The sequence below is a fragment of the Streptomyces sp. AF1A genome (assembly GCF_047340315.1).
In the GTDB taxonomy this organism is placed as follows: domain Bacteria; phylum Actinomycetota; class Actinomycetes; order Streptomycetales; family Streptomycetaceae; genus Streptomyces.
In genome coordinates, this window is sequence record NZ_JBLEBI010000094.1 from 1 (window position 1) to 24,822 (window position 24,822).

Annotated in this window: 22 protein-coding genes; 13 read left to right on the forward strand and 9 right to left on the reverse strand. The window is 73.5% G+C overall.

All coding sequences use genetic code 11. The features are described 5' to 3' along the window. Positions 1-216: 216 nt before the first annotated feature. Complete coding sequence (locus ACLU3S_RS22945; RefSeq protein ID WP_413953812.1) at positions 217-1,014, forward strand: SAM-dependent methyltransferase; 798 nt, start codon at positions 217-219, stop codon at positions 1,012-1,014. A 64-nt stretch (positions 1,015-1,078) separates the two neighbouring features. On the opposite strand, the gene ACLU3S_RS22950 is transcribed toward ACLU3S_RS22945, so the two are convergent. From ACLU3S_RS22950 to ACLU3S_RS22970, 5 genes are all read right to left on the reverse strand, one after another. Further along, positions 1,079-1,342, reverse strand: a complete 264-nt coding sequence (locus ACLU3S_RS22950) for a hypothetical protein (RefSeq protein ID WP_413953813.1) — start codon at positions 1,340-1,342, stop codon at positions 1,079-1,081. Between the two features lie 35 nt (positions 1,343-1,377). Further along, complete coding sequence (locus ACLU3S_RS22955; RefSeq protein ID WP_413953814.1) at positions 1,378-3,492, reverse strand: hypothetical protein; 2,115 nt, start codon at positions 3,490-3,492, stop codon at positions 1,378-1,380. A 307-nt stretch (positions 3,493-3,799) separates the two neighbouring features. Beyond that, positions 3,800-4,648 (reverse strand): ABC transporter permease, encoded by an 849-nt coding sequence (locus ACLU3S_RS22960; RefSeq protein WP_413953815.1) that lies wholly within the window; start codon positions 4,646-4,648, stop codon positions 3,800-3,802. Next, complete coding sequence (locus ACLU3S_RS22965) at positions 4,645-5,583, reverse strand: ABC transporter ATP-binding protein (RefSeq protein WP_413953816.1); 939 nt, start codon at positions 5,581-5,583, stop codon at positions 4,645-4,647. Before ACLU3S_RS22965 ends, ACLU3S_RS22960 begins: the two co-directional genes overlap by 4 nt. A 189-nt stretch (positions 5,584-5,772) precedes the next feature. Then, positions 5,773-6,225: a flavodoxin family protein gene (locus ACLU3S_RS22970; protein WP_413953817.1), complete on the reverse strand. Its 453-nt coding sequence runs from the start codon at positions 6,223-6,225 to the stop codon at positions 5,773-5,775. Positions 6,226-6,342: 117 nt separating this feature from the next. Here ACLU3S_RS22970 and ACLU3S_RS22975 point away from each other — a divergent pair, with 117 nt between their 5' ends. The 3 genes from ACLU3S_RS22975 (at position 6,343) to ACLU3S_RS22985 (ending at position 8,087) form a co-directional block, all read left to right on the forward strand. After that, complete coding sequence (locus ACLU3S_RS22975; protein WP_413953818.1) at positions 6,343-6,987, forward strand: class I SAM-dependent methyltransferase; 645 nt, start codon at positions 6,343-6,345, stop codon at positions 6,985-6,987. A gap of 544 nt (positions 6,988-7,531) precedes the next feature. Then, positions 7,532-7,888, forward strand: coding sequence for a PRC-barrel domain-containing protein (locus ACLU3S_RS22980; protein WP_413953832.1), 357 nt, complete (start codon positions 7,532-7,534; stop codon positions 7,886-7,888). A 25-nt stretch (positions 7,889-7,913) separates the two neighbouring features. Beyond that, entirely contained in the window at positions 7,914-8,087 is a 174-nt protein-coding gene (locus ACLU3S_RS22985; protein WP_413953819.1) for a hypothetical protein, read from the forward strand. 248 nt (positions 8,088-8,335) lie between these two features. Here ACLU3S_RS22985 and ACLU3S_RS22990 read toward each other — a convergent pair whose 3' ends face one another. Continuing rightward, a complete protein-coding gene (locus ACLU3S_RS22990; RefSeq protein ID WP_413953820.1) occupies positions 8,336-9,397 on the reverse strand; it encodes a LacI family DNA-binding transcriptional regulator in 1,062 nt (353 codons plus the stop codon). A 329-nt stretch (positions 9,398-9,726) separates the two neighbouring features. On the opposite strand from ACLU3S_RS22990, the gene ACLU3S_RS22995 reads away from it, so the two are divergent. From ACLU3S_RS22995 to ACLU3S_RS23010, 4 genes are read left to right on the forward strand one after another with little or no spacing between them, the layout of a single operon-like run. Next, positions 9,727-11,025 (forward strand): ABC transporter substrate-binding protein, encoded by a 1,299-nt coding sequence (locus ACLU3S_RS22995; protein WP_413953821.1) that lies wholly within the window; start codon positions 9,727-9,729, stop codon positions 11,023-11,025. Between the two features lie 10 nt (positions 11,026-11,035). Then, the gene (locus tag ACLU3S_RS23000) at positions 11,036-12,085 is read left to right on the forward strand and encodes a carbohydrate ABC transporter permease (protein WP_413953822.1); all 1,050 of its coding nucleotides are present in this window, start codon (positions 11,036-11,038) and stop codon (positions 12,083-12,085) included. After that, entirely contained in the window at positions 12,082-12,915 is an 834-nt protein-coding gene (locus ACLU3S_RS23005; protein ID WP_413953823.1) for a carbohydrate ABC transporter permease, read from the forward strand. Before ACLU3S_RS23000 ends, ACLU3S_RS23005 begins: the two co-directional genes overlap by 4 nt. A gap of 53 nt (positions 12,916-12,968) precedes the next feature. Beyond that, positions 12,969-14,639, forward strand: a complete 1,671-nt coding sequence (locus tag ACLU3S_RS23010) for a glycoside hydrolase family 13 protein (protein ID WP_413953824.1) — start codon at positions 12,969-12,971, stop codon at positions 14,637-14,639. A 188-nt stretch (positions 14,640-14,827) separates the two neighbouring features. Here ACLU3S_RS23010 and ACLU3S_RS23015 read toward each other — a convergent pair whose 3' ends face one another. After that, entirely contained in the window at positions 14,828-15,178 is a 351-nt protein-coding gene (locus tag ACLU3S_RS23015; RefSeq protein ID WP_413953825.1) for a hypothetical protein, read from the reverse strand. Positions 15,179-15,472: 294 nt separating this feature from the next. After that, positions 15,473-17,413: a DUF1996 domain-containing protein gene (locus ACLU3S_RS23020; RefSeq protein ID WP_413953833.1), complete on the reverse strand. Its 1,941-nt coding sequence runs from the start codon at positions 17,411-17,413 to the stop codon at positions 15,473-15,475. A 361-nt stretch (positions 17,414-17,774) separates the two neighbouring features. Between ACLU3S_RS23020 and ACLU3S_RS23025 the strand changes: the two genes are divergently transcribed. From ACLU3S_RS23025 to ACLU3S_RS23045, 5 genes are all read left to right on the forward strand, one after another. Then, positions 17,775-19,790 (forward strand): NlpC/P60 family protein, encoded by a 2,016-nt coding sequence (locus tag ACLU3S_RS23025; protein WP_413953826.1) that lies wholly within the window; start codon positions 17,775-17,777, stop codon positions 19,788-19,790. A 162-nt stretch (positions 19,791-19,952) separates the two neighbouring features. Then, a complete protein-coding gene (locus ACLU3S_RS23030; RefSeq protein WP_413953827.1) occupies positions 19,953-21,317 on the forward strand; it encodes an FAD-dependent oxidoreductase in 1,365 nt (454 codons plus the stop codon). A 437-nt stretch (positions 21,318-21,754) separates the two neighbouring features. After that, positions 21,755-22,891, forward strand: coding sequence for a hypothetical protein (locus tag ACLU3S_RS23035; RefSeq protein ID WP_413953828.1), 1,137 nt, complete (start codon positions 21,755-21,757; stop codon positions 22,889-22,891). A gap of 37 nt (positions 22,892-22,928) precedes the next feature. Continuing rightward, the gene (locus tag ACLU3S_RS23040; RefSeq protein ID WP_413953829.1) at positions 22,929-23,231 is read left to right on the forward strand and encodes a DUF1232 domain-containing protein; all 303 of its coding nucleotides are present in this window, start codon (positions 22,929-22,931) and stop codon (positions 23,229-23,231) included. A gap of 29 nt (positions 23,232-23,260) precedes the next feature. Beyond that, complete coding sequence (locus ACLU3S_RS23045) at positions 23,261-23,977, forward strand: 2-phosphosulfolactate phosphatase (protein WP_413953830.1); 717 nt, start codon at positions 23,261-23,263, stop codon at positions 23,975-23,977. 11 nt (positions 23,978-23,988) lie between these two features. Here ACLU3S_RS23045 and ACLU3S_RS23050 read toward each other — a convergent pair whose 3' ends face one another. Further along, positions 23,989-24,615, reverse strand: coding sequence for a hypothetical protein (locus ACLU3S_RS23050; protein WP_413953831.1), 627 nt, complete (start codon positions 24,613-24,615; stop codon positions 23,989-23,991). Positions 24,616-24,822: the final 207 nt, after the last annotated feature.

Here is a 24,822-nt window from a genome sequence, read left to right on the forward strand (position 1 = left end):
CCAAAACGGCTCGCCCCGGACGACGGCCCGCGCGGATCCCCGCTAGATTCGCCGCCGGAAGGGGTCGTCCGCATCCGCCGGCGGCTCGCGCCCCGCACGGGGGGCGTGCTCGTCGGGCGGACCGTCGCCTCGGGGGCCGGGGTTGCCAGGCCCCTCGCTCGCCCGCGCGGCGGGGACGCGCTCCGGCCGCCCCCCCACCCTGCGAGGAGAGCCGACGTGACAGACACCGGATTCGGCCCGGAGCGGATCGACACCGGCAAGCCGCACTCCGCCCGGATGTACGACTGGTTCCTGGACGGCAAGGATCACTATCCGGTCGACGCGGACGCCGCGCAGAAGGTCATGCAGCTGTTTCCGGGCGTCAAGGACACGGCGTGGGCCAACCGCGAGTTCATGCACCGGGCCGCCCGCTACGTCGCCCACCGGGGTGTCGCCCAGTTCCTGGACGTGGGCACCGGGATCCCCACCGAGCCGAACCTGCACCAGATCGTCCAGGCCGTGACCCCGGACGCCCGTGTGGTGTACGCGGACAACGACCCGATCGTCCTGCGGCACGCCGAGGCGCTGCTCCGGGGCACGCCCGAGGGGCGTACGGCCTATGTGCACGCCGACGTCCGCGATCCGGAGCGGATCGTGGAGTTCGCCCGCGAACACCTGGACCTCTCCCGGCCCGTCGGCCTGTCGCTGATCGCGCTGCTGCCGTTCGTCACCGACGACCAGGATCCGTACGGGATCGTCCGCACGCTGCTGGAACCCCTGGCGCCGGGCAGCCATCTGCTGCTCTCCCATGTGAGCGCCGAGTTCGACCGGCGCGTCTGGGACCGGATCGCGGCCGTCTACCGCTCCGGGAACACCCTCGTGCGGGCCCGCACGCACGCGGAGGTGGCCCGGTTCTTCGACGCGCTGGAGCTGTGCGAGCCGGGTGTCGTACCGGTCACGAGCTGGCGGCCCGAGCCGGGGATGCGGGTGCGAGTGGAGCAGCCGGTGTACGTGGGAGTGGCCCGCAAGCCCTGACCGCCGCACGCCGTCACCGCGGGCAGGGGACCGCGCCGGCCCTGTGCCGGCGCGCCCGGCGGGCTCAGCCCCGGGCCCGGACGTGGCCGACCAACGCCTCTGCGGCGGCGCGCAGTTGCTCCCCGGCCCTGGCACACGCGGCGGCCTGACGCTCCAGAGCGGCACGGCTTCCTCCGGGTGCCGCCGGGCAGGTGCCCAGGGTGGCCGCGGTGGCGAGCAGCCGCCGGGCGTAGCCGTCCATGAGGTCGGCGTCGACCCGCAACTGGGCGGCGTTCTCCAGGAGTTCCTCGGCCGAGGCCGCTCTCGCTGGGCTGGGCTCGGTCACCATGGCGGCTCCCCACTCGACTGGGCTCGTACGGGACGTCAGCGCGGCAGGACGGCACCGGCGCTGCGGTGGGCCATGAACCGGGGGCAGGCCAGCACGCACAACGGCCGGGCCGCGTCGATGCCGAGCCGGCGCAACTGCCCGGCGAGGGGTTCGGCCGCCGCGGTGTCGAGCCGCAGCCGGATCCCGGTGCCCGTGTGCAGCCGGCGCCGGCCGTGGGCCCGGACCAGGGTGCGCACCAGGTTCCGGTCCCGGCGGCCGTAGAGGACCCAGTCCGCCTCGGGGCAGCGGACGCCCGGTCCGAGGCTGCCCTCCACGGCGAGCCCGAGCTCCCGTGACCGGGCGCGCACGTCACGGCCCGTCAGGTCGGCCTCGGCGCTCATCCGGACCGCGGGCTGGCCCCAGATCTCCTGGGCGACCACGCGCGCCTCCTCGCTGGTGACGGCGAGGGACAGCACGTACCGTCCGGTGCGGCGCAGGTCGACACGGCGCACCAGATCGGCGACGACGTCGTACGGGCGTGGCCGCCACAGGTCGTCGACGAGGAGGGACAGGGCGATCTCGGCGTACGGGCCGATGGTCGTGCAGCGGTGCTCGTAGAGGGAGAGCACCGCCATCGCCCGCCGGCCGGGCCGGCTCGGCGTCATCCGGGGGGCGTCGGGCAGCAGGCCGCGGGCCGTGGCGGCGTCGACGGGGAAGCAGAGGTGAGCGGCGGAGGAGTCGTAGTAGCGCACCGGCACGCCGACCGGACCGGCCGTGGTGGGGCGGGTGGCGGTGGGCAGGCTGAGGAAGGGGTGCCCCTCGGGCGGGTGCGCGCGGTCCCCGAGCCGGTAGGCCTGGGTGCGCACGACGGGGCCGCGATAGGGCAGGAGGGCCTCGTCGATGGCCTCGGCGGCCGCGGGGATGACGGTGCGCAGGTGCTCGATGTAGGCGTGGGGCGAGTGGCACAGCGGGAACTCGCGGGTGGGCCCGTCGTACGCGACCTCGTACCGGCCGGGGTGCGGACCGGAGGGGGAGCCCGCGTCGCGGCCGTCGAGGACGGGCACGAGGTCGTGCTGGTTGGTGACGGTGGCGACCCAGGTGCGCGGGTCGGCCGGCTTCTGGTCGCCGGCCGGGGAGCCGACCGCGACGACGTGGGTGACCCGGTAGGTGTCGGAGAACTCCCGGTCGTGGGCGAGGTTGAGCGCGGCGGTGCCGCCCTCGCCGTGCCCGATCAGCGCCAGATCGGCGCCACGCGGGATGCCGTAGTCCACCAGGGCGCGCAGGATCGACCGGGCGTACGGCGAGTCCGTGCGGAACAGGTCGCGCCAGGGGGCGGCGAAGTCCTGCGGGGCGTCGCTGCGGGGGCGGCCGGGCGCCATGCCGGGCGCCTGGACGACGTAGCGGACGACGCCGTCGGGGCCGCGCACGTTCTGCAGGAGGATCCGCCCGTCGCCGACGAGCATCTGGATGTTGCGCAGGAAGCCGAGGAAGGAGCCCTCGCCGGCGACGACCTGTCTCTCCTGAGCGGTGAGGGGGACGGGCTCGGCGGCGCCCTGGTCCGCGTCCGGGCCGGCGTCGCACGCCCGGCTCCCGCCGTCGTCCGCGGGTCCGTCCAGCAGGTCGCGAACGGCGAGGAGTTCGGCCATCAGCGGGGTGAGCCCGGACAGGGCGCGGTGGGCCCCGCGGTCCCGGAGCAGGGCGCGCAGGGCCCGTACGGCGTCCGCGTCGCGCTCCGCGTCGACGGCTCGCGTCAGCCGGCGCATGCCCGGGTCGCGTGCGAACTCGGGGTGGCCGGCCAGCACGGCGGCGATCCGCAGGCGCAGGGAGGTGACGGCCACCGGCGCGGCCAGGTTCTCCCGGCCGAGCGCCTGTCCGGCGGCGCCGAGGACCTGCGCCGCGCGTATCGGCGCGGCGGCCGCCGCCGGGCCGCCGAGGCCCTCGCGGCTGGTCAGGGCCCGCAGCAGCGCCCACTGGGCGGCGAGGCCGGTGCGCGGGCGGCGGCGTGCGGAGGCGGTCAGGGACGGCGCGAGGAGGGCGCCGCCGGTGCGCGCGGACACCGCGCGGATGCCCTCGGCCACGTCGAGCACGTCCCGCGCGCACCGGCGCAGCAGTTCCCCGGCGTCCCGGCCGTCCGGCACGGGCCGCCCGGGTGCGGTGACGTCCGCTCGCATCCGACGCTCCCTCGGCTCGACGACGTACGACCGGCTGTGGCCGCGCCGGCGGGACGCGACCCGGGTCCATCGTCGGCCAGTGCCGGCGGCCCCGCACCTTCGTCCGCCCTTGGTCCGCCCCTTCGTCCGCCCTTCGTCCGCCTCGTCGTCCGCCGCTGGAAGGAGGCCGCGGCGGCGCGGGCCGTGCTGCCGTCCGGGCCGTGCTCGCCGGGCATCCGCGTCCCCGCGGTCGGCACGGCCGCCGCCGCGCCTTGACGCGGGCGAATCACCCGTCCGGGGGAAGCGACGCCGTTGCGGGCGCGGACGGTCAGGCGTCGCTGTGCAGCAGCCGGTACGCGGCCCCGGCCAGGGCGAGCGCGGTCCAGCCGAGCAGGACGAGCAGTCCCGCGCCCGGCGTCAGGGTGGTGGCGTCGTGCGTCAGCGCGAACATCGACTCGCCGGCGTGGCTCGGCAGGTAGGGGCTGATGTCGTCCTGCCAGGAGCTGGGCAGGAGGGAGATCAGGCCGGGGACGAGCATGAGGGTGGCGACGAGTACGGCGATGCCGCCGGCCACCGAGCGCAGCAGCGCGCCGAGCGCGGTGCCGATCACGCCGACCAGGCCGAGGTAGAGCCCGGCGCCCAGCAGGCTGCGCAGGACTCCCGCGTGGCCCGGGCTCAGGGCGGCGGGCGTGCCCGAGACGATCCGGCTGCCGACGAGGAAGGCGACGCACGCGCCCGCGGTGCCGACGACCAGCGCCACCAGCCCGTACACCGCCGCCTTGGACCACAGCACGGGCAGCCGGCGCGGTACGGCCGCGAGGGTCGAGCGGATCACGCCGGTGGCATACTCCCCCGCCGTGACCAGCACGCCGAGCACGCCGAGGGCCAGTTGGGCGAAGTTGGTGCCGAAGAGGGACAGACTCAGGGCGGTCGAGCGGGCGAATTCCCCGCTCATGCGGGGCGAGCCGGTCAGGAACCTGTAGCGGACGGCGGCGATGACGCCGAAGGCGACGAGGAACAGCAGGCCGAGGCCGAGGGTGATCCAGGTGGACCGCAGGGACCAGAGCTTGGCCCACTCCGAGGACAGCACACGTCGTCCGGTGACCCGGTAGGCGGGGCGGAGGGCGGCGGGCGGACGGGCCCCGGTGGCGGAGGTGGTGGCGAGCGTACTGGTCATGCGGCGCTCCCGGAGACGTCGGTGCCGGTCGTGGAGCCGTGGTACTCCACGGCGTCCCTGGTCAGTTCCATGAACGCCGCCTCCAGCGACACCGCCTTCGTGGACAGTTCGAAGAGCGCAATCCCGTGCTCGGCCGCCCTCAGCCCGATCTCCCGGGCCGTCATTCCGGTGACCTGGAGCTCCTCGGAGCCGACGCGGCCGGTGATCTCCACGCCCGGTCCGGCGAGCACCTCCCGCAGCCGCGCGGGGTCCTGCGTACCGACCGTGACGGTGTCGCCGCCCGCCTCGCGCACCAGGTCCCGTACGGTCGTGTCGGCCAGCAGCCGCCCGCGGCCGACGACGATCAGATGGTCCGCCACCAGCGCGACCTCGCTCATCAGGTGCGAGGAGACGAACACCGTGCGCCCCTCGGCCGCGAGCGAGGTCAGCAGGGTGCGGATCCACAGGACGCCCTCGGGGTCCAGGCCGTTGACGGGCTCGTCCAGCATCACCGTCTGCGGATCGCCGAGCAGGGCCGCGGCGATGCCGAGCCGCTGCCCCATGCCGAGGGAGAAATCGCCCGCCCGCTTCTTCGCGACGCTGCCCAGACCGGCCAGTTCGATCACTTCGTCGACCCGGCGGCGCGGAATGCCGTGGGTCAGGGCGAGCGCCCGCAGATGGTGGTAGGCCGAGCGGCCCGGGTGGACGGACTTCGCCTCCAGCAGGGCGCCGACCTCCTGGAGGGGGGCGCGGTGGCGGGCGTAGCGGCGGCCGTTCACCGTGACGGAGCCGCTCGTCGGGGCGTCGAGGCCGACGATCATGCGCATGGTGGTGGACTTGCCGGCGCCGTTCGGGCCCAGGAAGCCGGTGACGGTGCCGGGTTTCACGACGAAGTCCAGGCCGTCGACCGCCGTCTTCTCGCCGTACCTCTTGGTCAGTCGCTGTGCGTCGATCATTCGCGTTCTCTCTCTCGGACTCCGGCGCCCGTCACGCCTGACGCCTCATCCGCCACGCTAGGGTCCATGGACGTCCGAGCCCTTGGTACCGGGGGCTGAACGGGGCACGGCTGCGCCCGGGCGGGGCGTGCGGGCGCGCGCATGCGCCCACCGGATGGTCCCGGCGGACCGTGCCCGGAGCCGGTGCGCTCAGTCCGACAGACCGGCCGCGAGGGTGGCCCCGAGCTCCCAGCACGCCTCCGTGTCGCTCTTCGCCGGTGCACCGGTGACCGTGACCGGTTCGGCCGCACGGCGCCAGCCGAGCCCGGTGGTGATGGACTCGATCGCGCGGAGGGCGCCGGTGACGTCGTTGCCTCCGTGGACGTAGTAGCCGAAGGGGCGGCCGCGGGTCTCGTCCAGGCACGGGTAGTAGATCTGGTCGAAGAAGTGTTTGAGCGCTCCGGAGATGTAGCCGAGGTTCGCGGGCGTGCCGAGGAGGTAGCCGTCGGCGTCGAGGACGTCGGCGGCGGTGGCCGCGAGGGCCGCCCGCCGCACCACCCGGACGCCCTCGATCTCGGGTGTCGTCGCGCCGGAGACGACGGCCTCGAACAGGGCCTGGCAGTTGGGCGACGGGGTGTGGTGGACGATCAGCAAGGTGGACACACCCGAACCCTGCCGTGGACGGGCCGAGGCGCGCAAACGGGTCCGGAAATGCGCCGTTGTGGGCGGACGCCAGGGGTGCGACGATGCCCGCGTCGGTGCCGGACGTCGGGAGGTGCGGTGGTGGCCGAGGACGAGCGCCGGGTGCCGGCGGCCGTGGTGTTCGACGCGCTGGGCCTCGACTACGAGAAGGCGTTCGCCTCTTCCGAGGCGCACCGGGCCTCGCTGCGATGGCTGCTGGACCGGCTGGCACCGGGCAGCCGGGTCCTGGACGTGGGCAGCGGGACCGGACGCCCCACCGCCGAGACGCTCACCGGCGCGGGACACCACGTGCTCGGCGTCGACGTCTCGCCCGTCATGGTCGCGCTGGCCGCCCGGCAGGTGCCCGGCGCCGAGTTCCGCCGGGCCGACATCCGCGAACTCCCCCTTCAGGACGGGGCGTACGACGCGGTCTGTGCGTACTTCTCGCTGCTGCAGATGTCCCGGGCGGAGCAGTCCGCCGTGGTGCGCCGGATGGCGCGGGCGGTGCGGCCCGGTGGGCTGGTGGCGCTGGCCACCGTGCCCCTCGACGTGGAGGGCGTCGAGGGGGTCTTCCTGGGACAGCCGGTGCGGGTGACGAGCTTCGCCGCCGGGGCGTTCACGGAACTGGCGACCGGTGCGGGGCTGACGGTACTGGCCGAGGAGCGGGCCGAGTTCGCTCCGGCCCACCCCGACGCCGTACCCGAGCCGCACCTGTTCCTGCACTGCCGGCGCCCCGCCCAGTGACCCGGGCCGGGGCTCCTCGGGCAGCAACCGGCAGGTGGGGCCCGCGGGGCGGCCCGAGCGCCGGCCGGTGAGCCGGTCCGGGGCAACACCCCGGTCGGTGAGCAGCGGCGCGACGTGGGTGGAGCGGGGCACGCCCCGTCGGTTCGATGCAGGCGCCGGTCCCCGCGACCGGCTGCCCCGTCGAGTCCGTCGGCTTGTCGCTCGGGCGGGTGGCCCGGCCGGGCAGGGGGCCGCCGACGCCGGGCCGGCTCGGTGCGGGCGGGGAGATGCCCGCGGAGGATCACGGCGCCGTCGGCCGCGGGCAGGGCGCCGTGCGCCGTGCCACGTGCGGCGTGCCACGTACGTCGGCGTCGGCGTCGGCGTCGGCGTCGGCGTCGGCGTCGGCGTCGGCGTGGAGAACGCGGGACGGCGCCGGACCGTGATGAGCGCGGGCCTGCCGTTTCCGCACGAGACCCTTCCGGCCCCCGTGGACGCGGCAGGGGCGGTCGAGGGCATCAGCCGCCCGGTCATGGGTACTCGCGCGGCAGTTCTGCGGAGGTTCATCATGTTCGAGGCAGGCGACATCCGTGAGTGGCGGGGGCATGACGTGGTCGACTCCGGCGGCCACAAGATCGGCGTGCTGGAGTCGGTCTACGTCGACACCGCGACCGACAGGCCCTTCTACGCGACCGTGACCATCGGCATGCCCACCCGCCGCCGGCTGGCGTTCGTCCCCCTCGCGGACGCGACCGTCGGTCCGGGGTACCTGAAGGTGGCCTACGACAAGAACATCGTCAAGAAGGCCCCCTCGATCGACACCGACGGGGAGTTGCCGGCGACGGAAGAGCCGGCGGTCTTCGCCCACTACTCACTCGACTACGCCCCGGGCGCCGGCGGCGAGCGCCGCCTCGCCCGCCGCTGAACCACCCGAGCCGCCGGGAGACTCCATGAGCCTGTTCCTGTTCCTGATCCTCGTGGCCGTCGTGCTCGGCATCATCGGGTTCGCCGCTCACGGGCTGTTCTATCTGCTGGTCATCGGCGCCGCCGTGCTCCTCGCCGACCTCGTCTACGGGGCGATCCGGCTGCGTCACGGGGGCAGGATGCACCGCATCGCCCGCTGATCGGCCAAGCTCCTCGTCACGGCCGCTGCGCCGAGCCCGCAGGAGGGCGGCTCCGCGGCGCAGGCTCCCTGTCCTTGCGGGCCGCCGCGTGTCCTCGCGGGCCGCCGCGTGGACGAGGCGGGGTTGCGCGGCGGCGGCTTCGTCGACAGCGGCGCGCCGCCGCCTGTCGTCGTCCGGGTGACGGTCCCGCGTGTGTGTTCCACGCCCGGCACGCGGCCGGCGCGCCGGGGACGGCGGTGCCGCGCCCGTCAACCGCCGGCCTGCGGCGTCTCGCCGTCCTCGTGCGTCGCCGCCCAGGGGGCCGTGGTGGCGCGCGGGACGAGGTGGGTGGGCAGGACGATGTGGCGCGTGTGGTCCGCCTCGGAGTCGTCGATGAGCCGCAGAGCGAGTTCCCCGGCCACCCGGCCCATGTCGGAGGGCGACTGGGCCACCGTGGACAGGTCGAACCACTCGGCCACCTGGTGGTCGTCGAAGCCGATGACGGACATCCGCTCCGGCACCTCGATCCTGGCCTGGCGCAGGGTGTGGATCACGGCCACGGCGAGCTCGTCCTGCTCGGCGAAGAGGGCGGTGGGCGGCTCGCGCAGGCTCAGCAGCCGCCCCACACCCGCGACGAGACCGCGCCGGTCCTCGGCCGCCATCGCGACCACCAGTTCGTCGTCGACCGGGATGCCGGCCTCGGTGAGCGCCTGCCGATAGCCCAGCAGCCGTTCGCGCGAGCTGAAGCTGAAGCCGCTGGGCCCCGTGGTCGGCGCGAACGCGATCCGCCGGTGCCCGAGGTTGAGCAGATGCCGGGTGGCCTTCAACGCCCCGGCGACGTCGTCGACGTACACACTCGGCCGGCCCTCGGCGTGCTGGCTGACGTAGATGACCGGCATCCTCAGGTCGTCCAGGCGCGCGGTCTCCGCCTCGTTGAGGTCGAATCCGAAGACGAGCAGTGCGTCGGCGTTGCGGCGGGCCGGGAGCCGCTCGAAGAAGGCGGTGCGCTCGGCCATGTCGGGGATGACGTAGACGTTCAGTTCCCGCCCGGCCGCGCGCAGCAGGGGGCCGAGGCTGGACAGCGCCGATCCCATGAACCACGAGTTGAGCGTCGGCACGAGCACCGCCACCACTCCGGTCCTGCCCGTGACGAGGCTCGCCGCCTGGCGCGAGACCGCGAAGTTCAGCTCCCTGGCGGCCTGTTCGACCCGGGCGCGGACGTCCGGCGAGACGGTGGGCAGGCCGCGCAGAGTGCGGGAGACGGTGGACGGCGAGACGCCGGCTCGTTCGGCGACGTCTGCCATCGTGGGGTGCCGTTGAGCGGGTGCCATGAGCGGGAAGTTAGCACAAGGGACGGCTTGCGAGCCGTGGCTCGTGACAGCGCTGTCATCGGACCCACATGAGGTGAGTCGCCCCTTTCTGCCCATGAAAAGGCTGCGCACCGCATCTACATTCGTTCGAACTACCGGCACCTTACGGATTGACTTCCCTTGAGTGCACTCCTAGCGTGCAAGCGTTGTCACGCCGGGTTCGAAGCAGCGCTCCCCCACGTCCGCATCACATGCTTTGACCTGGTCTTTTTCAGAGCAGCATGCCGTGACAGCACAGTCTCACGGGCGATCAGTCGCGCCTTCGGTTCCGCACGACCAGGAGAGAGACAGTGAAGACCAGGACCACCAGAGCCCTCCAGTGCTCCGCACCGCTCGTCGCCGCCGGCCTGCTTCTCACGGCCTGCGGCTCCGGCGGGGACAGCGGCTCCGGGCAGCAGGCCGGGAGCACGTCGTTCAAGGGCCGTGGCCCCATCACGTACGTCGCCGGCAAGGACGCCTCCGGCGTCGTGCAGAAGGTCATCGATCGCTGGAACAAGCAGCACCCCAAGGAGAAGGTCACCTTCGTGCAGCTGCCGACGGACGCGGACTCCCAGCGGCAGCAGATGATCCAGAACGCGCAGACGAAGTCCGACGCCTACACCGTGCTCTCCCTCGACGTCGTGTGGACGTCGGAGTTCGCCGCCCACCAGTGGATCGACCGCCTGCCCGAGAAGCAGTTCCCGCTGCAGAACATGCTCAAGCCCGTCGTGGAGACGGGAAGGTACCGCGGGGGCCTGTACTCGGTGCCCGCGGCCTCGGACGGCGGAATGCTGTACTACCGCACCGACCTGCTGAAGAAGGCCGGCATCGCCCAGCCGCCCACCACCTGGTCCGAGATGACCGCCGACTGCGCCAAGGTGAAGAAGCTGCCCGAGGCCAAGGGCATGTCGTGCTACGCCGGTCAGTTCCAGAAGTACGAGGGCCTGACCGTCAACTTCGCCGAGGCCGTGAACTCCGCGGGCGGCGTCATCACCGACGCGAACGGCAAGCCGGACGTCGACACCCCCGCGGCCCGCAAGGGCCTGGACTTCCTCGCCGGTGCCGTCAAGGACGGGACGATCCCCAAGGAGGCCGTCACCTACCAGGAGGAGGACGGCCGCCAGGCGTTCCAGTCCGGCAAGCTGGTCTTCCTGCGCAACTGGCCCTACGTGTACGCGCTGGCCGAGAAGAGCAAGGTGGCGGGGAAGTTCGCGGTGGCGCCGCTGCCCGGCCTCAACGGCCCCGGCTCCTCCAGCCTGGGCGGGCACAACCTGGCCCTGTCGTCGTACGCGAAGAACAAGGCGACCGCCGTCGACTTCATGAAGTTCTTCAGCAGCGAGGAGAGCGCGACCACGTTCCTGAAGGACGCCTCCCTCGCCCCGCCGTACGCGAAGCTGTACGACGACGCCTCGCTGATCAAGCAGTATCCGTACCTGCCCGTCCTCAAGCAGTCCATCCTGCGCGCGGTCCCGCGCCCGCGGGTCGTCAACTACGGCGACGTGACCTCGGCGATCCAGCAGGAGGCGTACGCCGCGCTGACCGGCAGCAAGAGCAGCGCTCAGGCGCTCAAGGACCTGCAGAGCGCCCTGCAGAAGTCCGCGGCGCAGTAAGGAGCGGGTCATGGCCGACACGACGATGCCACCCGACACCACCGCGCACGGGCGCGGCGACGCCTCCGGACGGTCCCCGGCCGGCGTGAGTCCGCGCCGCCGCGCGCGGTCCCGGGCGAGCGCGGGTTCGGGCCGGATGGCGGCGCTGCTGGTCTCCCCGACGCTCCTGGTGCTGACGATCGTGGTGTTCTATCCGACGCTCATGGCGCTCAGGGAGTCGCTGTACGGGCCGAAGGGCCTGGACCCGAAGACGGGTTTCATCCGCACCACCGAGCCGTTCGTGGGGCTGCGGAACTACGGCGACATCTTCGGCGCCGCCGGAGACCGGTTCTGGAACGCCTTCTGGAACACCACGTTCTTCACGGTCGTCACGGTGGGACTGGAGACGGTCATCGGTGTCGCGATGGCACTGATCATGCACCAGGCCTTGCGGGGCCGGGCGCTGGTGCGGGCCGGCATCCTCGTGCCGTGGGCGGTGCCGACGGCCATCTCCGCCCTGCTGTGGCGGTGGATCTTCAACGCCAACGGCATCGCCAACGCCCTCCTCGGCCACCAGATCCTGTGGACCACCGAGGGCTTCCAGGCCAAGGTCGCGGTCATCATCGCCGAGGTGTGGAAGACCGCCCCCTTCATCGGGCTGCTGGTCCTGGCCGGCCTGCAGGTCATCCCGACGGAGGTGTACGAGGCCGCCCGCATCGACGGGGCCAGCGCGCTGCGCCGGTTCTGGCACATCACCCTGCCCCTGGTGAAGCCCGCGCTGCTCGTGGCGGTGCTCTTCCGCTGCCTGGACGCGCTGCGGATGTTCGACCTGCCCTACATCCTCATCGGGGCGCAGAAGAACTCGGTGGAGACGCTGTCGATGCTCGCCCAGAACGAGGCCTCCAACGTCCGCTTCGGACCGGCCTCCGCCTACGCCGTGCTCCTCTTCGTCTACGTCCTGCTGATCGCGCTGGCCTTCGTCAGGCTGCTCGGCACGGACCTGGTCGGCGACGGCGGCGCACGCCCGGCCCGCAGGACCAGGCGCGTCCTGGTGCCCCGGCGCGCGGAGGTGACGGCATGAGGCGCACGGCGAACTGGCGGAGCCGGCTGCTCTACGTGGGGGTCGCCGCGGTGGTGGCCTACTGCCTGGCCCCGTTCTACTGGATGCTGGTCTCCAGCCTGCGGCGCACCTCCGACATCTTCGACACCTCGCTGCTGCCCGCCCCGGTGTCCCTCGAGAACTACCGGGCGGTGTTCGACCCGTCGCAGGGGTTCACGCGGTCGCTGCTCAACAGCCTCGTCGTCGCGGGGATCACCACGGTGCTGGCGCTGCTGCTGGCCACGTTCACGGCCTATGCGATGGCCCGGCTGGAGTTCCGGTTCAAGCGGCTGATCCTCACGCTGATCATCGCCACCTCGATGTTCCCGGTGGTGTCGATCGTGGTTCCGCTGCTGAAGCTGTTCACCGACATCGGCTGGATCAACACCTACCAGGCGATGATCGTGCCGAGCATGTCGTTCGCGCTGCCGCTGGCGGTGTGGAACCTCACCACGTTCTTCCGGCAGATGCCGGACGAACTGGAGCACGCGGCGATGATCGACGGCTGCAGCCGTGGCCAGGCGTTCCGCAAGATCATCATTCCGCTCGCCGCGCCGGGCATCTTCACCACCGCGATCATCACCTTCATCGCGGCCTGGAACGAGTTCCTCATCGCCCTGTCCATGACCAACAAGTCCGCCATGCAGACCGCGCCGGTGGCCATCTCCAAGTTCTCCGGCGCCACCCAGTTCGAGACCCCGTTCGGCAGCCAGATGGCCGCGGGCGTGCTCGTCACCGTCCCCCTGGTGGTGATGGTGCTGCTCTTCCAGCGCCGTATCGTCGCCGGACTCACCGCGGGCGCGGCCAAGTAGACGCCACGTAGACCCTGTTCCGTCCCAGATCTTCGAAGGACCCACTCCACACCATGCCCCGCACCGCACCGTGGTGGCGCAGCGCCGTCATCTACCAGGTCTACATCCGCAGCTTCGCCGACGCGAACGGCGACGGAGTCGGTGACATCGCCGGCATCCGCTCCCGTCTGCCCTATCTGAAGTCGCTCGGCGTCGACGCCATCTGGATCAACCCGTGGTACAAGTCGCCGATGGCGGACCACGGTTACGACGTGGCGGACTACCGGGCGATCGACCCGCTGTTCGGCACGGTGGCCGAGGCCGAGGCGCTCATCGCCGAAGCGCACCGGCACGGGATCCGTGTCATCCCCGACATCGTGCCCAACCACACCTCCGACCGGCACGCCTGGTTCCAGGCCGCCCTGGCGGCCGGACCCGGCAGCCCGGAGCGCGAGCGCTACGTCTTCCGGCCCGGCCGCGGCCCCGACGGCGCCGAGCCGCCCAACGACTGGGTCTCCTGCTTCGGCGGCCCGGCCTGGACCCGGCTGCCCGACGGCGACTGGTACCTGCACCTGTTCGCGCCGCAGCAGCCCGACCTCAACTGGCAGCACCCCGACGTGCTCGCGGAGTTCGAGTCGATCCTGCGGTTCTGGTTCAGCCGTGGCGTGGACGGGTTCCGCATCGACGTCGCCCACGGACTCGTCAAACACCCCGAACTGCCCGACCTGCCGCCCCGCCAGGAGCCGGCGGTGCTCGGTCCGCTGCTCTCGCGGGAGCCGGGCGCCGGGCCCCGGACGCACGTCGACCACCCCCACTGGGACCGCGACGAGGTCCACGAGATCTACCGCGCCTGGCGCAAGGTGGCCGACGAGTTCCCCGGTGACCGTTCGTTCGTCGCCGAGGCCTGGGCGGACACCCCCGAGCGGCTTGCCGCCTACGTCCGCCCTGACGGCCTGCACACCGCGTTCAACTTCGACTTCCTGATGTCCAGTTGGAACGCCAAGGACCTGCGCGCGGTCATCGACGACTCGCTCGCCATGCTCGGCGCGGTGGGCGCTCCGGCCACCTGGGTGCTGTCCAACCACGACGTGATGCGCCACCCGAGCCGCTACGGCCGCCGGACGGTCAAGCGGTGGACCGCGAACGAGCCGTACCGCCCCGAGGGCCCCCTCGACCTGGAGCTGGGCACCCGGCGGGCCCGCGCGGCCGCCCTGCTCATGCTCGCCCTGCCCGGCGGCGCCTACATCTACCAGGGCGAGGAGCTGGGCCTGCCGGAGGTGGAGGACCTGCCCGACGAGGTCCTCCAGGACCCCGTCTGGGAGCGGTCCGGCCACACCGACCGGGGCCGCGACGGCTGCCGGGTGCCCATCCCGTGGTCCGGCGAGAGCGCACCGTACGGCTTCAGTCCCGAGGGCGCCTCCGCCGCACCCTGGCTGCCGCAGCCCGCGCGGTGGGCCGAGCTGAGCGTGGCGGCCCAGACCGGGGACGATTCGTCGATGCTGGAGCTGTACCGCGCCGCCCTGCGGCTGCGCCGCGAGCATCCCGCCCTCGGCGAGGGGACCCTGGCCTGGCTCGACGCCCCCGAAGGGGTGCTCGCGTTCCGCCGTGAACCCGGCTTCGTGTGCGTGGTCAACCTCTCGGCGCAGGACTACCGGCTGCCGGCCCACGCGTCGGTCCTGCTGTCCAGCGGCCCTGTGGAGGGCGGTCTGCTCCCGACCGACCGGGCGGCCTGGCTCGCGGAGTAGCCCGCCACGCGCACGGGCCCGCCGGCCCGTGGTGCCCGAGACGGGTCAGGGCTTGAGGCCGGCCGGTCGGACGGGCCGTTTCGGAACACGGAGCCGTGTGCGCGGTCGACGCACGCAACAGCGGGGCCGGGCAGGGTGCACCCTGCCCGGCCCCGCTGCCGCACTGTCCACCAGCCGCGGCCGGCGGCTCAGCGCCAGTGGCCGTGACCGCGGTGCCAGCCGCCCTCGTGGTGCCAACCGCCCCCGTGGTGCCGGCGGTCCTCGTGACGCCAGTGGTTGCGGTGACGCCAGCCGTCGTGGCCACGACGGTGCTCGCGCCATCCGTCGCCGCCGCGCCACCGGCCGTCACGACGGTGGTCACGGCCGCGGTGGTCGCCCGGCCCCGGGTGGGAGTGCTGGGCGCCGGTGACGAACACCGCCTGGTGCGGGCGGGCCGCGGAGTGTTCGGCCGCCACGGCCGGCAGCGCCGCCACACCCACGGCGGCAACGGCCAGGCCGACAGTGGCGGTCAGGCGACGGACAGAAGCAAAAACGGACACGAAGTCCCCCTTCGCTAGGGTGCACGCTGGCGGCCGGTCGGCCGCGCATCCACACCCTGCAGTCCGCACCCCCGACTCGCCGTGGGACTCGCGGAGAACATTACGGATCACACACGATTCTGTAACACTCGCATGTAATGACCATTTACCGGTTGAATGCGCGCTTTTGTCGCTTTTTACGGCATATGCCCACGACACACCGCCCGTGCCCACCGGCCACCAGAGCAGGCCACCCACCCGTTCACCCGCAAGTGAGTAACGACCCGCTGCTCCAGTCGGACCACGACCGCGCGGTCAGTACTGCAGACGCCTGGCCCGGAGCAGCATGAACAGGCCCGAGAGGGCGAGCAGGATGCCGACGGCCGCAGGCCACAGGTGCGCTCCGGTCTCCGCCAGACCACCCCCTGTCGTCCCGGTCTGGGTCTGCGCCGCCGCGGACGGGGCGTTTGCCGCGGCCGACGCCGGGGGCGGCGCAGTGGACCCGGCCGGGGCCGGCTGGGCCTCGTGCGACCGGGACGCGGTGGCAGAGGGCGACGCCGACCCGTCGGGGGCGGCCTGCGTGGCCCGGTCCGTCTTTCCGGTGCCCGGCCGCGCCGACCGGGACGGCGGAACCGAGGTGGGCTTCGCGGACCGCGCCGGCCTGTCGTGCTTGGTGGTGTGGCCCGGGGAGGTCGACGCCTCGGTCCTCGGCGCCGGGGAGGAGCCGGATGCGGTCGGCGCCGGGGCGGCGGTGGCCGTCTCGCCCGAGCCCGGCGCCGCGGTGGTGCCGGAGCTCGCCGTGGGAGACGCCGTCGCACCGGAGTCGCCGCCCGTCGCACCGCAGGTGCGGCCGGAGTTGATGCAGTCGACCATCGTCCGCATCAGGTCCTCGTCGAAGACGTTGATGAAGTCGCCGTGATCGGTGATGGGCTTGTGCAGCTGCTCGGGGAAGGAGTCCACGGCGAACAGCGGGACCGTACGGCCGCCGTCCTGGAGGCTGGGCGCCTTGACGTCGTAGACGATGCGCTGCACGAGCTGCGGAATGGGCCGGAAGCCGGCCGGGCAGGAGCCGTCGGGGGCGGCGAAGGCCACATGGGTGCGGTGGTTGGCGCTGTCGATGTTGCGGCCGTCCCAGCAGCTCTGGAACTTGAAGGTGCGCACCACGTCGCTGCCCGGCGGGCACAGCGGGTACTTGTCCTTCAGCTGCCGGTTCTCGTAACCGGTGCAGCTCCAGGAGGCGTTGGCGTTGGCGGGGCCGTTGACGAAGGCCTTCGCGTCGCCGGTGATGATGCGCAGGAACCGCGGCATCGCGGTGACCTTGCCGCGCGGGTTGCCCACGAAGGTCAGCGTGACCTGCTTGGGCGTGACGATCGGGCCCGCATTGCCCTCCGTGCCGCCGCCCGGGGAACCGGCGTCGCGCTCCTGAGTGCCGTTCTGCAGGCGGATGACCGGCCAGTAGTACGTCGACTTGTCGCCCTTGTCCACGCAGCTCGTGCCGGCCCGCGCCAGATCGTCGTCACTGGCGAAGGCGTTGTTGCCCTGGTTGCCCACGTAGTCGTGGAAGTGGTGGGCACCGTTGGAGACGCCGGGGGCGACGATGACGTTGTCGGAGTTGCGCAGCCCGTTCGCGTCGACGCCGCAGTCGGAGGTGAAGCTGCCGCGCGAGGCGTCGGCCTGCTGGGGCGGGTTCGGCGCGTCGGGCTCCACGGAGGTGATGTCCGCGTAGTCGGACGCGACGGGTCCGTTGCCGCCCTGGCCGGCGCCGTTCTGGCCGGCGCCGCCGCCGTTCTGCCCCTGGCCGCCGCCCTGCTGGGCTCCCCCGCCGGCCGTGGCGGACGGCTGAGCGCTGTCGCCCGCGCCGTCACCCGCGGGGTGCAGGGTGCACGCGGCCATGGCGTCGAGGCCCTGCGGTCGGTCCCCGACCCGGTCGATGGCGTCGGCGATCCGCTCCAGGGTCGCCGTGCGCTTCTCCTTCAGGGGGTTCATGATCGTGCCGTCGGCCGAGCCGGTGGCCTGTCCCGACTGCTGCAACTGCCGGTACGCCGCCGCGGTCTGCTGGTCGAGGAGGGCGAGTTGGCGGTCCACGTCCGCGCGGGCGGCCTCCGGTACGGCGGTCAGGCGGCTGCCGACATCGGGACAGTAGATCGTCGACATGCCCGCGGACAGCACGTGTCCGCCGGTGTCGGATCCGCCTCCCCATCCCTCGCTGGCGGAGGCGTAGACGTTCGCCGCGACGAGCCCGCCTCCGCCCAGCATCAGTGCCACTGCTGCCAAGGTCGCGCGTCGTGCGCCGGTCGCGCGTCTGCGCCTGTTGCGTACCAAGGTCGTCCCCCTGGGTCTGGTCGCCGGTCGGACATGGAGTTCCCCCGCCCCATACGGAGGGCGGGGCCGCAGTGTTCAACCGAATCGCGAATTCACGGAGACCTCACAGGAAAACGCGAGCCTCAACCTTTCCCCTTCGAACGTCATCGCGAACATCACGAATACGTATCGGACATTTAAGACCTCAACCTTCACACGAGGGACACACGTTGGCTAGGTTGACGCGAGGCCGCCCGGCTCACCCCGGACGTAACGGCCCAACTGCCCTGCGGGGCAAGGAAGGAGCACGTCTTCCATGGCGCCGGAGAACCGCGACGAGGTTCGGCAGCGGATCGACTCCCTGTACGACCAGGCCGAGAACGAGACCGGGAACTTCAACGCGACCCGGGCCATGGCGAAGACCCGCTCGCGAGGCGTCCCACTGGCCAAACGGCCGGGCCGGCGCGCGGATCCCGACCTCGACGCGATGACCCAGCAGTGGTTCGAGGCCGCCCGCTCCAAGCTCGGCCCCTCGGTCCCCGCCGCGCTGCCCGCCGACCGGCAGCCCAACCGCCCGGCGCGACCCGCGCGTTCGCAAGGTCTGCCGACGGGTGAGCGGGACGCGCTGCGCCTGCCGGCGCTGGAGCGGGACGCCGGACGGGCGGTGGCCGAACTGCCGGCCGGTACGACGCCGGCCTCGGCGGCGCAGTCCCTGCCGGGCAGCGCCCGCCCCGCCCTGCCCGGACCTCGCCGCCCCGAACTCCCCGCCGCCGGTGAACTGCCCGTCGGGCGGCGCACACCGGACCTCGCCGACCGCACGGCGCCGGAACCCGCCGTCGACCCGGGCGCGACGGCCCTGTTCGGCGGCGGTGGGCAGCAGTCACCGACGGGCGCGGGATGGCCGGTTCCCGCCCCGCGCGTGATGGAGCCGGCCGGCCTCGCGGGCACAACAGCCTCCGGCCTCGGAAGCGCGGCCGCCTACGGGGGCGCGACGGAATCGGCAAACCCTGCGCACCCGTCCCTTCCGGGCTTCACCACGCCGGAAGCGACCGAGCTCGGACCGCAGTCACTCCCCGGCCTCACCACGGCAGCGGCAGCCGGCCTCGGCACCCAGTCGCTCACCGGCCTCACCACCGCGGAGCAGACCGGCATGGCCGGCTACGGCCTCGGCACGGCGCAGCCGAACAGCGGGTTCGCGGAGCCAGGCGGCCTCGGCGGTACGGCCGCCTACGGCACGACCGGCTTCGGGAGCCCGACGGAATCGGCGTACCCGGCGCACCCGTCCCTCCCGGGCTTCACCACGCCGGAAGCGACCGGCCTCGGCTCTCAGTCACTCACCGGCCTCACCACCGCGGAACCGGCCGGCCTCGGCACCCAGTCACCCCCCGGCCTCACCACCGCGGAAGCGACCGGCACGGCCTCCTACGGCCTCGGCACTGCCGAAGCGGTCGCCTTCGGGAACGCGTCGGTGCCCGGCCCCGGCACGGCGGTAGTGGGCGGCTTCTCAGGTGCGGCGGGCTACGGGTACGGCACCCTCGCGGGCCCAGTCGCTCCGGGGAGTCCCGCCGTCCCCGGCCCTGACGAGACGGCCGTACTCCCGGTCGCCGCACCGCCGTCCGCGCCCGGGGCCTCGCCGCGGGCACCCCGGTCGCTGCCCGGCACGGCCACGCCCGGACGGCTGTCCCCCGGTGTCGCCAAGGCGGACAGCCGTCGTAAGCTCGGCGCCGCCCGCGACCTGCTCTCCCGGCACCCCGCCCAGGCCGCCGCACCCGCTGGGACAGGCTGGAGCGACGGCGGGACGCAGGTCCGGCTCCTCGGGGCCGGCCGCATGGCCGGGCTCGGCGCCGGACAGCCGGGGCAACCGCCCGTCGCGCGGCCGGAGACGACCCAGGCAGGTCAGCAGGCGGGGCAGTGGCAGCAGTTCACCACGACGACCCCGGCGACCGGCGTCCCCGCCGCCGAGTCACCCCGTGCGCTGCGGGCCGCCAAGGCCATCGCGTTCGCCCGGGCCCAGATCGGCAAGCCGTGCGTGTGGGGCGCGACGGGACCGGACTCGTACGACTGCTCCAGCCTCACGCAGGCGGCGTGGAAAGCCGCCGGCGTCACGCTGCCGCGGGCCGCGCACGAGCAGGCGCTGGCCGGCGCCCCGGTCACGCTCGCCGGTATCGAGCCCGGTGATCTCGTGCTGTTCTTCGACGACGACCGGCACGTGGGCCTGCACGTGGGCGGCGGCATGATGGTGCACGCCCCGGGACCGGGGTCGACGATCCGCGAGGAGTCGATCTTCGGCGCCGGGGAGGCGGCGATCCACCGGATCATCAGGCCGGCGTGACCTGTGCCCGCCGGGCGCGGCCCCGGCGGGCATAAGCAGCGCATGGAGAAGTCATAAGATGCCCTTATGAGGTCATAGACCCGACCCGCGTACCAGGTTAGGTCTGCCTTAGTTTAGGCTTCCCGATCGAGTCGCCTGTTCACGCTCGAAGGGAACCTGATCATGCCGCGCCCCCTGCGGGTAGCCATCGTCGGAGCCGGCCCCGCCGGGATCTACGCCGCCGACGCCCTGCTCAAGTCCGAGGTGGCCGCCGAACCCGGCGTCTCCATCGACCTCTTCGAGCGGATGCCCGCCCCGTTCGGCCTGATCCGCTACGGCGTCGCCCCCGACCACCCGCGCATCAAGGGCATCGTCACGGCCCTGCACCAGGTGCTGGACAAGCCGCAGATCCGCCTCTTCGGCAACGTCGACTACCCGACGGACATCAACCTGGACGACCTGCGCGCCTTCTACGACGCCGTGATCTTCTCCACCGGCGCGACGGCCGACCGTGAGCTGCGCATACCCGGCATCGACCTGGACGGTTCCCACGGCGCCGCCGACTTCGTGTCCTGGTACGACGGCCACCCGGACGTGCCGCGCACCTGGCCGCTGGAGGCCGAGAAGGTCGCGGTGCTCGGCGTCGGCAACGTGGCCCTCGACGTGGCCCGCATCCTCGCCAAGACGGCCGACGAGCTGCTGCCCACCGAGATCCCGCCGAACGTGTACGACGGCCTGAAGGCGAACAAGGCGGTGGAGATCCACGTCTTCGGCCGCCGCGGCCCGGCGCAGGCGAAGTTCAGTCCGATGGAGCTGCGCGAGCTGGACCACTCGCCGAACATCGAGGTCATCGTCGATCCCGAGGACATCGACTACGACGCGGGTTCCATCGAGACCCGGCGCGGCAACAAGCAGGCGGACATGGTCGCCAAGACCCTGGAGAACTGGGCGATCCGCGACGTCGGCACCCGTCCGCACAAGCTGTTCCTGCACTTCTTCGAGTCCCCCGCGGAGATCCTCGGCGAGGACGGCAGGGTCGTCGGCCTGCGCACCGAGCGCACCGCGCTGGACGGCACCGGCAACGTCAAGGGCACCGGCGAGTTCAAGGACTGGGACGTCACCGCCGTCTACCGCGCGGTCGGCTACCTCTCCGCCGAGCTTCCCAAGCTGCCGTGGGACGCGGCGTCCGGCACCGTCCCGGACGAGGGCGGCCGGGTGATCGAGGAGGGCGGCACCCACCTGCAGTCCACCTACGTCACCGGCTGGATCCGGCGCGGCCCGGTCGGTCTCATCGGGCACACCAAGGGCGACGCCAACGAGACGGTGGCCAATCTGCTGGACGACCACGCGAACGGCCGGCTGCACACCCCGTCCTCGCCCGCGCCGGAGGCGGTGGACGCCTTCCTCGCCGAGCGCAACGTCCGGTTCACCACCTGGGAGGGCTGGTACCGGCTGGACGCCGCCGAGCGCGCGCTGGGCGAGCCGCAGGGCCGCGAGCGCGTGAAGATCGTGGAGCGCGAGGACATGCTGCGCGAGAGCGGCGCGTAAGTCCCGTACGCCACGGGGAACTTGAGGGGCCGGAACAGGTGTGCCGGCCCCTCGTCCGCGCGCTGTCGCCGGTCCTGCGGCGTCCGCTGTCCGTGAGCCGCGCGAAGAGCCGCACCGTCAGCGGCGGTCCCGGGCGCTCCCGCACCGGCTCCGGCGCGACGGCGGCGCCCGCCCACGGCAGGGGAGCGGGGCCCGCCCCACAGCGGATGGACGGGCGAGCCCCACTCGACGGACCATTGTGGGCGCCGTCCGCGGAGCCGGGCACGGGTGAACCGTGGTCGCCTGACGCACGCCGCGCGCGCCCCGTGTGTGTGGCGTACACCCGTGCGCGGGGCGCGCGGATGCACACCGCGCGCGTCGGCAACCCCCGGACGACGTTTCGCCGCGCCGAGCGGTGATACTGGGAGGCGCACCCACTCCCATCAGCAGATTGGCCCATGTCGAACTCCGCCACCGACCGCGCCGCCTTCCCGCAGACCCTGTGGGCGGCTCGCGGCCGCCACATCGGACCCGCCCCCGCGGACGTCGTCCGCCGCACCCTGCGCCGGCACAAGGACAGCGGGGACATCGACGACTTCGCCGAACCGCCCGTCCCCGAGGACTCGCCCCTGCGGGTCTTCGAGGCGCGCTGGCGGGCCGAGGGCACGGTGACGGTACGGGCCCGCCTCACCCTCGTACCGCGCGAGAGCAAGCCGCAGGGGCACGAGTGGCGGCTGGTCGCGGAGGCGGAGCGGCCCTGGGACGAGGCGTGGCCCTCGCCCGCCACGCAGTTCTGGCCGGAGGGCGCGTCCGGCGCGCCCGACGACGGCTCCTGGGACCATCACGCCACGGTCGCGGGCCTGCGCTTCCGGCAGGTCAACGCGCTGCCCGCGGACGACAAGGAGATGCGGCGCCGGCTGCGGGACGCGGCCCGCGAGGCCTGGTGCGTCAACCTCGTCGTGCACGAGGCGATGACGCCGGACGAGGAGGGGAAGCTGCCGCTGGTACGGCTGCTGCCGCCCGGTCTCCGGCACCGTGTCGTGGAGCACCGGGCCGCCCCGCACCAGCTGCGCGCCGTCAACTGGGCGCTGAAGGACCTCGGCGTGGAGGTGCCGCGCGGCGGCGCCGTGCTCCTCCCGCCGGACCCGGCGCCGAAGGGCTACGACGGCCGCGAGCACCGGGTGCGCAGCGTCTTCCTGGACGGCTCCGAACCGGCCGAACTCCTTGACGCGCTGCGGCACTTCGTCGCCCAGAGCCGGCCGCTGCCGCCGGACGCCGAGGAGGCGCTGACGGACCTGCGGGACAACTGGACCCTGATGACCGTGCAGGAGGTGCTGGAGCGCGAACGGCAGCGGGTCGCCATGTACGAAGAGGCGCTCGAGGCCATGACCAAGTCCCGGGACCTGTACAAACAGGCCGCGGAGCAGGCCCTCGAGGCGCTCGCCGCCTACCGTGACGTGCCCGCGGACGCCCTGCCCCGGCAGCGGCCCGCCCGCACGCCCGCCGCGCTCCAGCAGCTGACGCGGACGTTCGAACGGCTGAGGTTCCCCGGACGGGGGAAGACGGGCTCCGAGGACGCCGTCGACGGCACGTGACCGGCCGTCGTAGGCCCGCGTGGCAGAAGGAGGCCCGATGGACACCACGACCCTGCTGGTGATCGCCGCCGTGGTCGCGGCGGTACTGCTCGCCGTGGCCGTCGGCCTCCTGGTGCGGCTGGTGCGCACCCGGCGCACGCTGCGGCGGGCGGGCCTGCCGACGGGTCCGCGCTGGGTGTTCTGGGGCGCGGTCCTGTACCTGGTGCTCCCCACCGACCTGCTGCCCGATCCCGTCTACCTGGACGACATCGCCGTGCTGCTGCTCGCGCTGCGCAGCATGCGCGCCGCGCGGCCCCTGCCGCTGCCGCTGCCGCTGCCGCGGGACGCGACCGGCCCCTGAGCGGGCGCCGCGTGGTGCAACATGGGGCGATGCGATCCGTGTTCACCGGTACGGCCGATGCCCCGACCGCGCCGGACGTCGCCGTGGTCGTCGACGTGATGCGCGCCTTCACCGTGGCCGCCTGGGCGCTTCGGCGCGGCGCCGAGCGGATCGTGTTCGCCGGTACGCAGGAGGAGGCGCTGGACCTGAAGGCCCGCCACCCGGGCTGGCTCGCCTTCCAGGACGGGCCGCCGGTGCCGGGGTTCGACCTGGCCAACTCGCCGGCCCGGCTGCGCTCGCTCGACGTGCGGGGCCGCACGATCGTGCAGAAGACCACCGCCGGGACGGTCGGGGCGCTGTCGGTGGCGGACGCCGGACTGCTGCTGTGCGCGAGCTTCGCGGTGGCCGGGGCGACCGCCGAGTTGCTGCGGCGCGCCCGGCCGGACACGGTGACCTTCGTCGTCACCGGGGACGGCGGGCGGGCCGAGGAGGACCTGGCCTGCGCCGAGTACATCGCGCGGCGGGTGCGCACGCCCGACGCCGACCCGGGCCCCTATCTGGAGCGGGCCAGGCGTTCCGACGCCGCCGCGCGGCTCGCCGACGGCGTGCGGCAGGGCTGGGCCGGTGTCCATCCGGAGGACGTGGCGCTGTGCTGTGAGGCGGACAGCGTCCCGTTCGCCATGGCTGCCGCCCGCCTCGACGGCCACCTCGTGCTGCGCCAGGCGGCCCCGCCCGCCACGGCACGCCCGTCACCCCCGGCCCACTGACCCGGCCTCCCTCACCGCCGCGGCACCGCGCCTTCCGCAACCGCGACCGGCGCCACCATCAGCGCCGCGAGCGCGGCCGCCGTCGCGGCCGTACCGGCGAGCCACGGCGGGGCAAGCGTCGCCGCCCACAGCCGCGTCGGATCCGGCAGGCCGAACCGTCCGCCGAGCACCTGGCCCGCGGCGAGCGCCGCCGTGACCCCGGCGGCGGCCGTCGCCGCCACCAGCCGGGCCTGCGCCGCCCGAGCGGTCAGGGCGAGTGCCAGCAGCATGCACAGCGCCGAGGTGACCAGCGTCGCCCCGAGGGCCCCGTGGGACAGCCCGGCCCAGTAGCGCGGAGCATGTGCCGCCCCGCACAGGAACACCAGCAGCGCGGCGCCCCGGACCCGCGTCTCGGCGCCGGGGACGCGACCGGTCCGCAGGCGGCTCACCGCCCGGCCCACCGGACCGGCCGGCGTGACCGCGGCGGTGGCGTCGGGCTGGGGCGCCGGTGCGACTGCCGTGTGGACCGGGCCGGGCCGGGGATCGCCGTACCGTGCGTGGTCGCCCCGCGGGCCGTCGCGGCGCGTCAGGACGGCGGTGGCCGGGGTGGGAGGTATGAGGGAGTCGTCGGGACGGCGGGACGAAGAGCGGGTGGTCATCTCGGCTCCAGGGGAGGGATGCGGCCGCAACCGGCGCCCCCGCGTGCGGAACGCGGCCTTACGCACTCCATTACTAGGAGCGCCCCGGCGCCCCCGCCACCCGGACGAGGCACCGGTGTGAGCCGGCCGGGTGGCGCGCAGTCGGCGACCGGCCCACCGCGGCCGACCGGCACACCCCGCCCCCGGTGCGGCGGCACGCGATCGCCC

What these genes read in the sequence shown, in the direction of transcription:
- ACLU3S_RS22950 (WP_413953813.1), bottom strand. Translation starts at nt 1,342, where the DNA reads ATGGTGACCGAGCCCAGCCCAGCGAGAGCGGCCTCGGCCGAGGAACTC.
- ACLU3S_RS22955 (WP_413953814.1), bottom strand. Translation starts at nt 3,492, where the DNA reads ATGCGAGCGGACGTCACCGCACCCGGGCGGCCCGTGCCGGACGGCCGG.
- ACLU3S_RS22960 (WP_413953815.1), bottom strand. Translation starts at nt 4,648, where the DNA reads ATGACCAGTACGCTCGCCACCACCTCCGCCACCGGGGCCCGTCCGCCC.
- ACLU3S_RS22965 (WP_413953816.1), bottom strand. Translation starts at nt 5,583, where the DNA reads ATGATCGACGCACAGCGACTGACCAAGAGGTACGGCGAGAAGACGGCG.
- ACLU3S_RS22980 (WP_413953832.1), top strand. Translation starts at nt 7,532, where the DNA reads ATGTTCGAGGCAGGCGACATCCGTGAGTGGCGGGGGCATGACGTGGTC.
- ACLU3S_RS22985 (WP_413953819.1), top strand. Translation starts at nt 7,914, where the DNA reads ATGAGCCTGTTCCTGTTCCTGATCCTCGTGGCCGTCGTGCTCGGCATC.
- ACLU3S_RS22990 (WP_413953820.1), bottom strand. Translation starts at nt 9,397, where the DNA reads ATGGCACCCGCTCAACGGCACCCCACGATGGCAGACGTCGCCGAACGA.
- ACLU3S_RS23000 (WP_413953822.1), top strand. Translation starts at nt 11,036, where the DNA reads ATGGCCGACACGACGATGCCACCCGACACCACCGCGCACGGGCGCGGC.
- ACLU3S_RS23005 (WP_413953823.1), top strand. Translation starts at nt 12,082, where the DNA reads ATGAGGCGCACGGCGAACTGGCGGAGCCGGCTGCTCTACGTGGGGGTC.
- ACLU3S_RS23010 (WP_413953824.1), top strand. Translation starts at nt 12,969, where the DNA reads ATGCCCCGCACCGCACCGTGGTGGCGCAGCGCCGTCATCTACCAGGTC.
- ACLU3S_RS23020 (WP_413953833.1), bottom strand. Translation starts at nt 17,413, where the DNA reads ATGCTGGGCGGAGGCGGGCTCGTCGCGGCGAACGTCTACGCCTCCGCC.
- ACLU3S_RS23025 (WP_413953826.1), top strand. Translation starts at nt 17,775, where the DNA reads ATGGCGCCGGAGAACCGCGACGAGGTTCGGCAGCGGATCGACTCCCTG.
- ACLU3S_RS23030 (WP_413953827.1), top strand. Translation starts at nt 19,953, where the DNA reads ATGCCGCGCCCCCTGCGGGTAGCCATCGTCGGAGCCGGCCCCGCCGGG.
- ACLU3S_RS23035 (WP_413953828.1), top strand. Translation starts at nt 21,755, where the DNA reads ATGTCGAACTCCGCCACCGACCGCGCCGCCTTCCCGCAGACCCTGTGG.
- ACLU3S_RS23040 (WP_413953829.1), top strand. Translation starts at nt 22,929, where the DNA reads ATGGACACCACGACCCTGCTGGTGATCGCCGCCGTGGTCGCGGCGGTA.
- ACLU3S_RS23045 (WP_413953830.1), top strand. Translation starts at nt 23,261, where the DNA reads ATGCGATCCGTGTTCACCGGTACGGCCGATGCCCCGACCGCGCCGGAC.
- ACLU3S_RS23050 (WP_413953831.1), bottom strand. Translation starts at nt 24,615, where the DNA reads ATGACCACCCGCTCTTCGTCCCGCCGTCCCGACGACTCCCTCATACCT.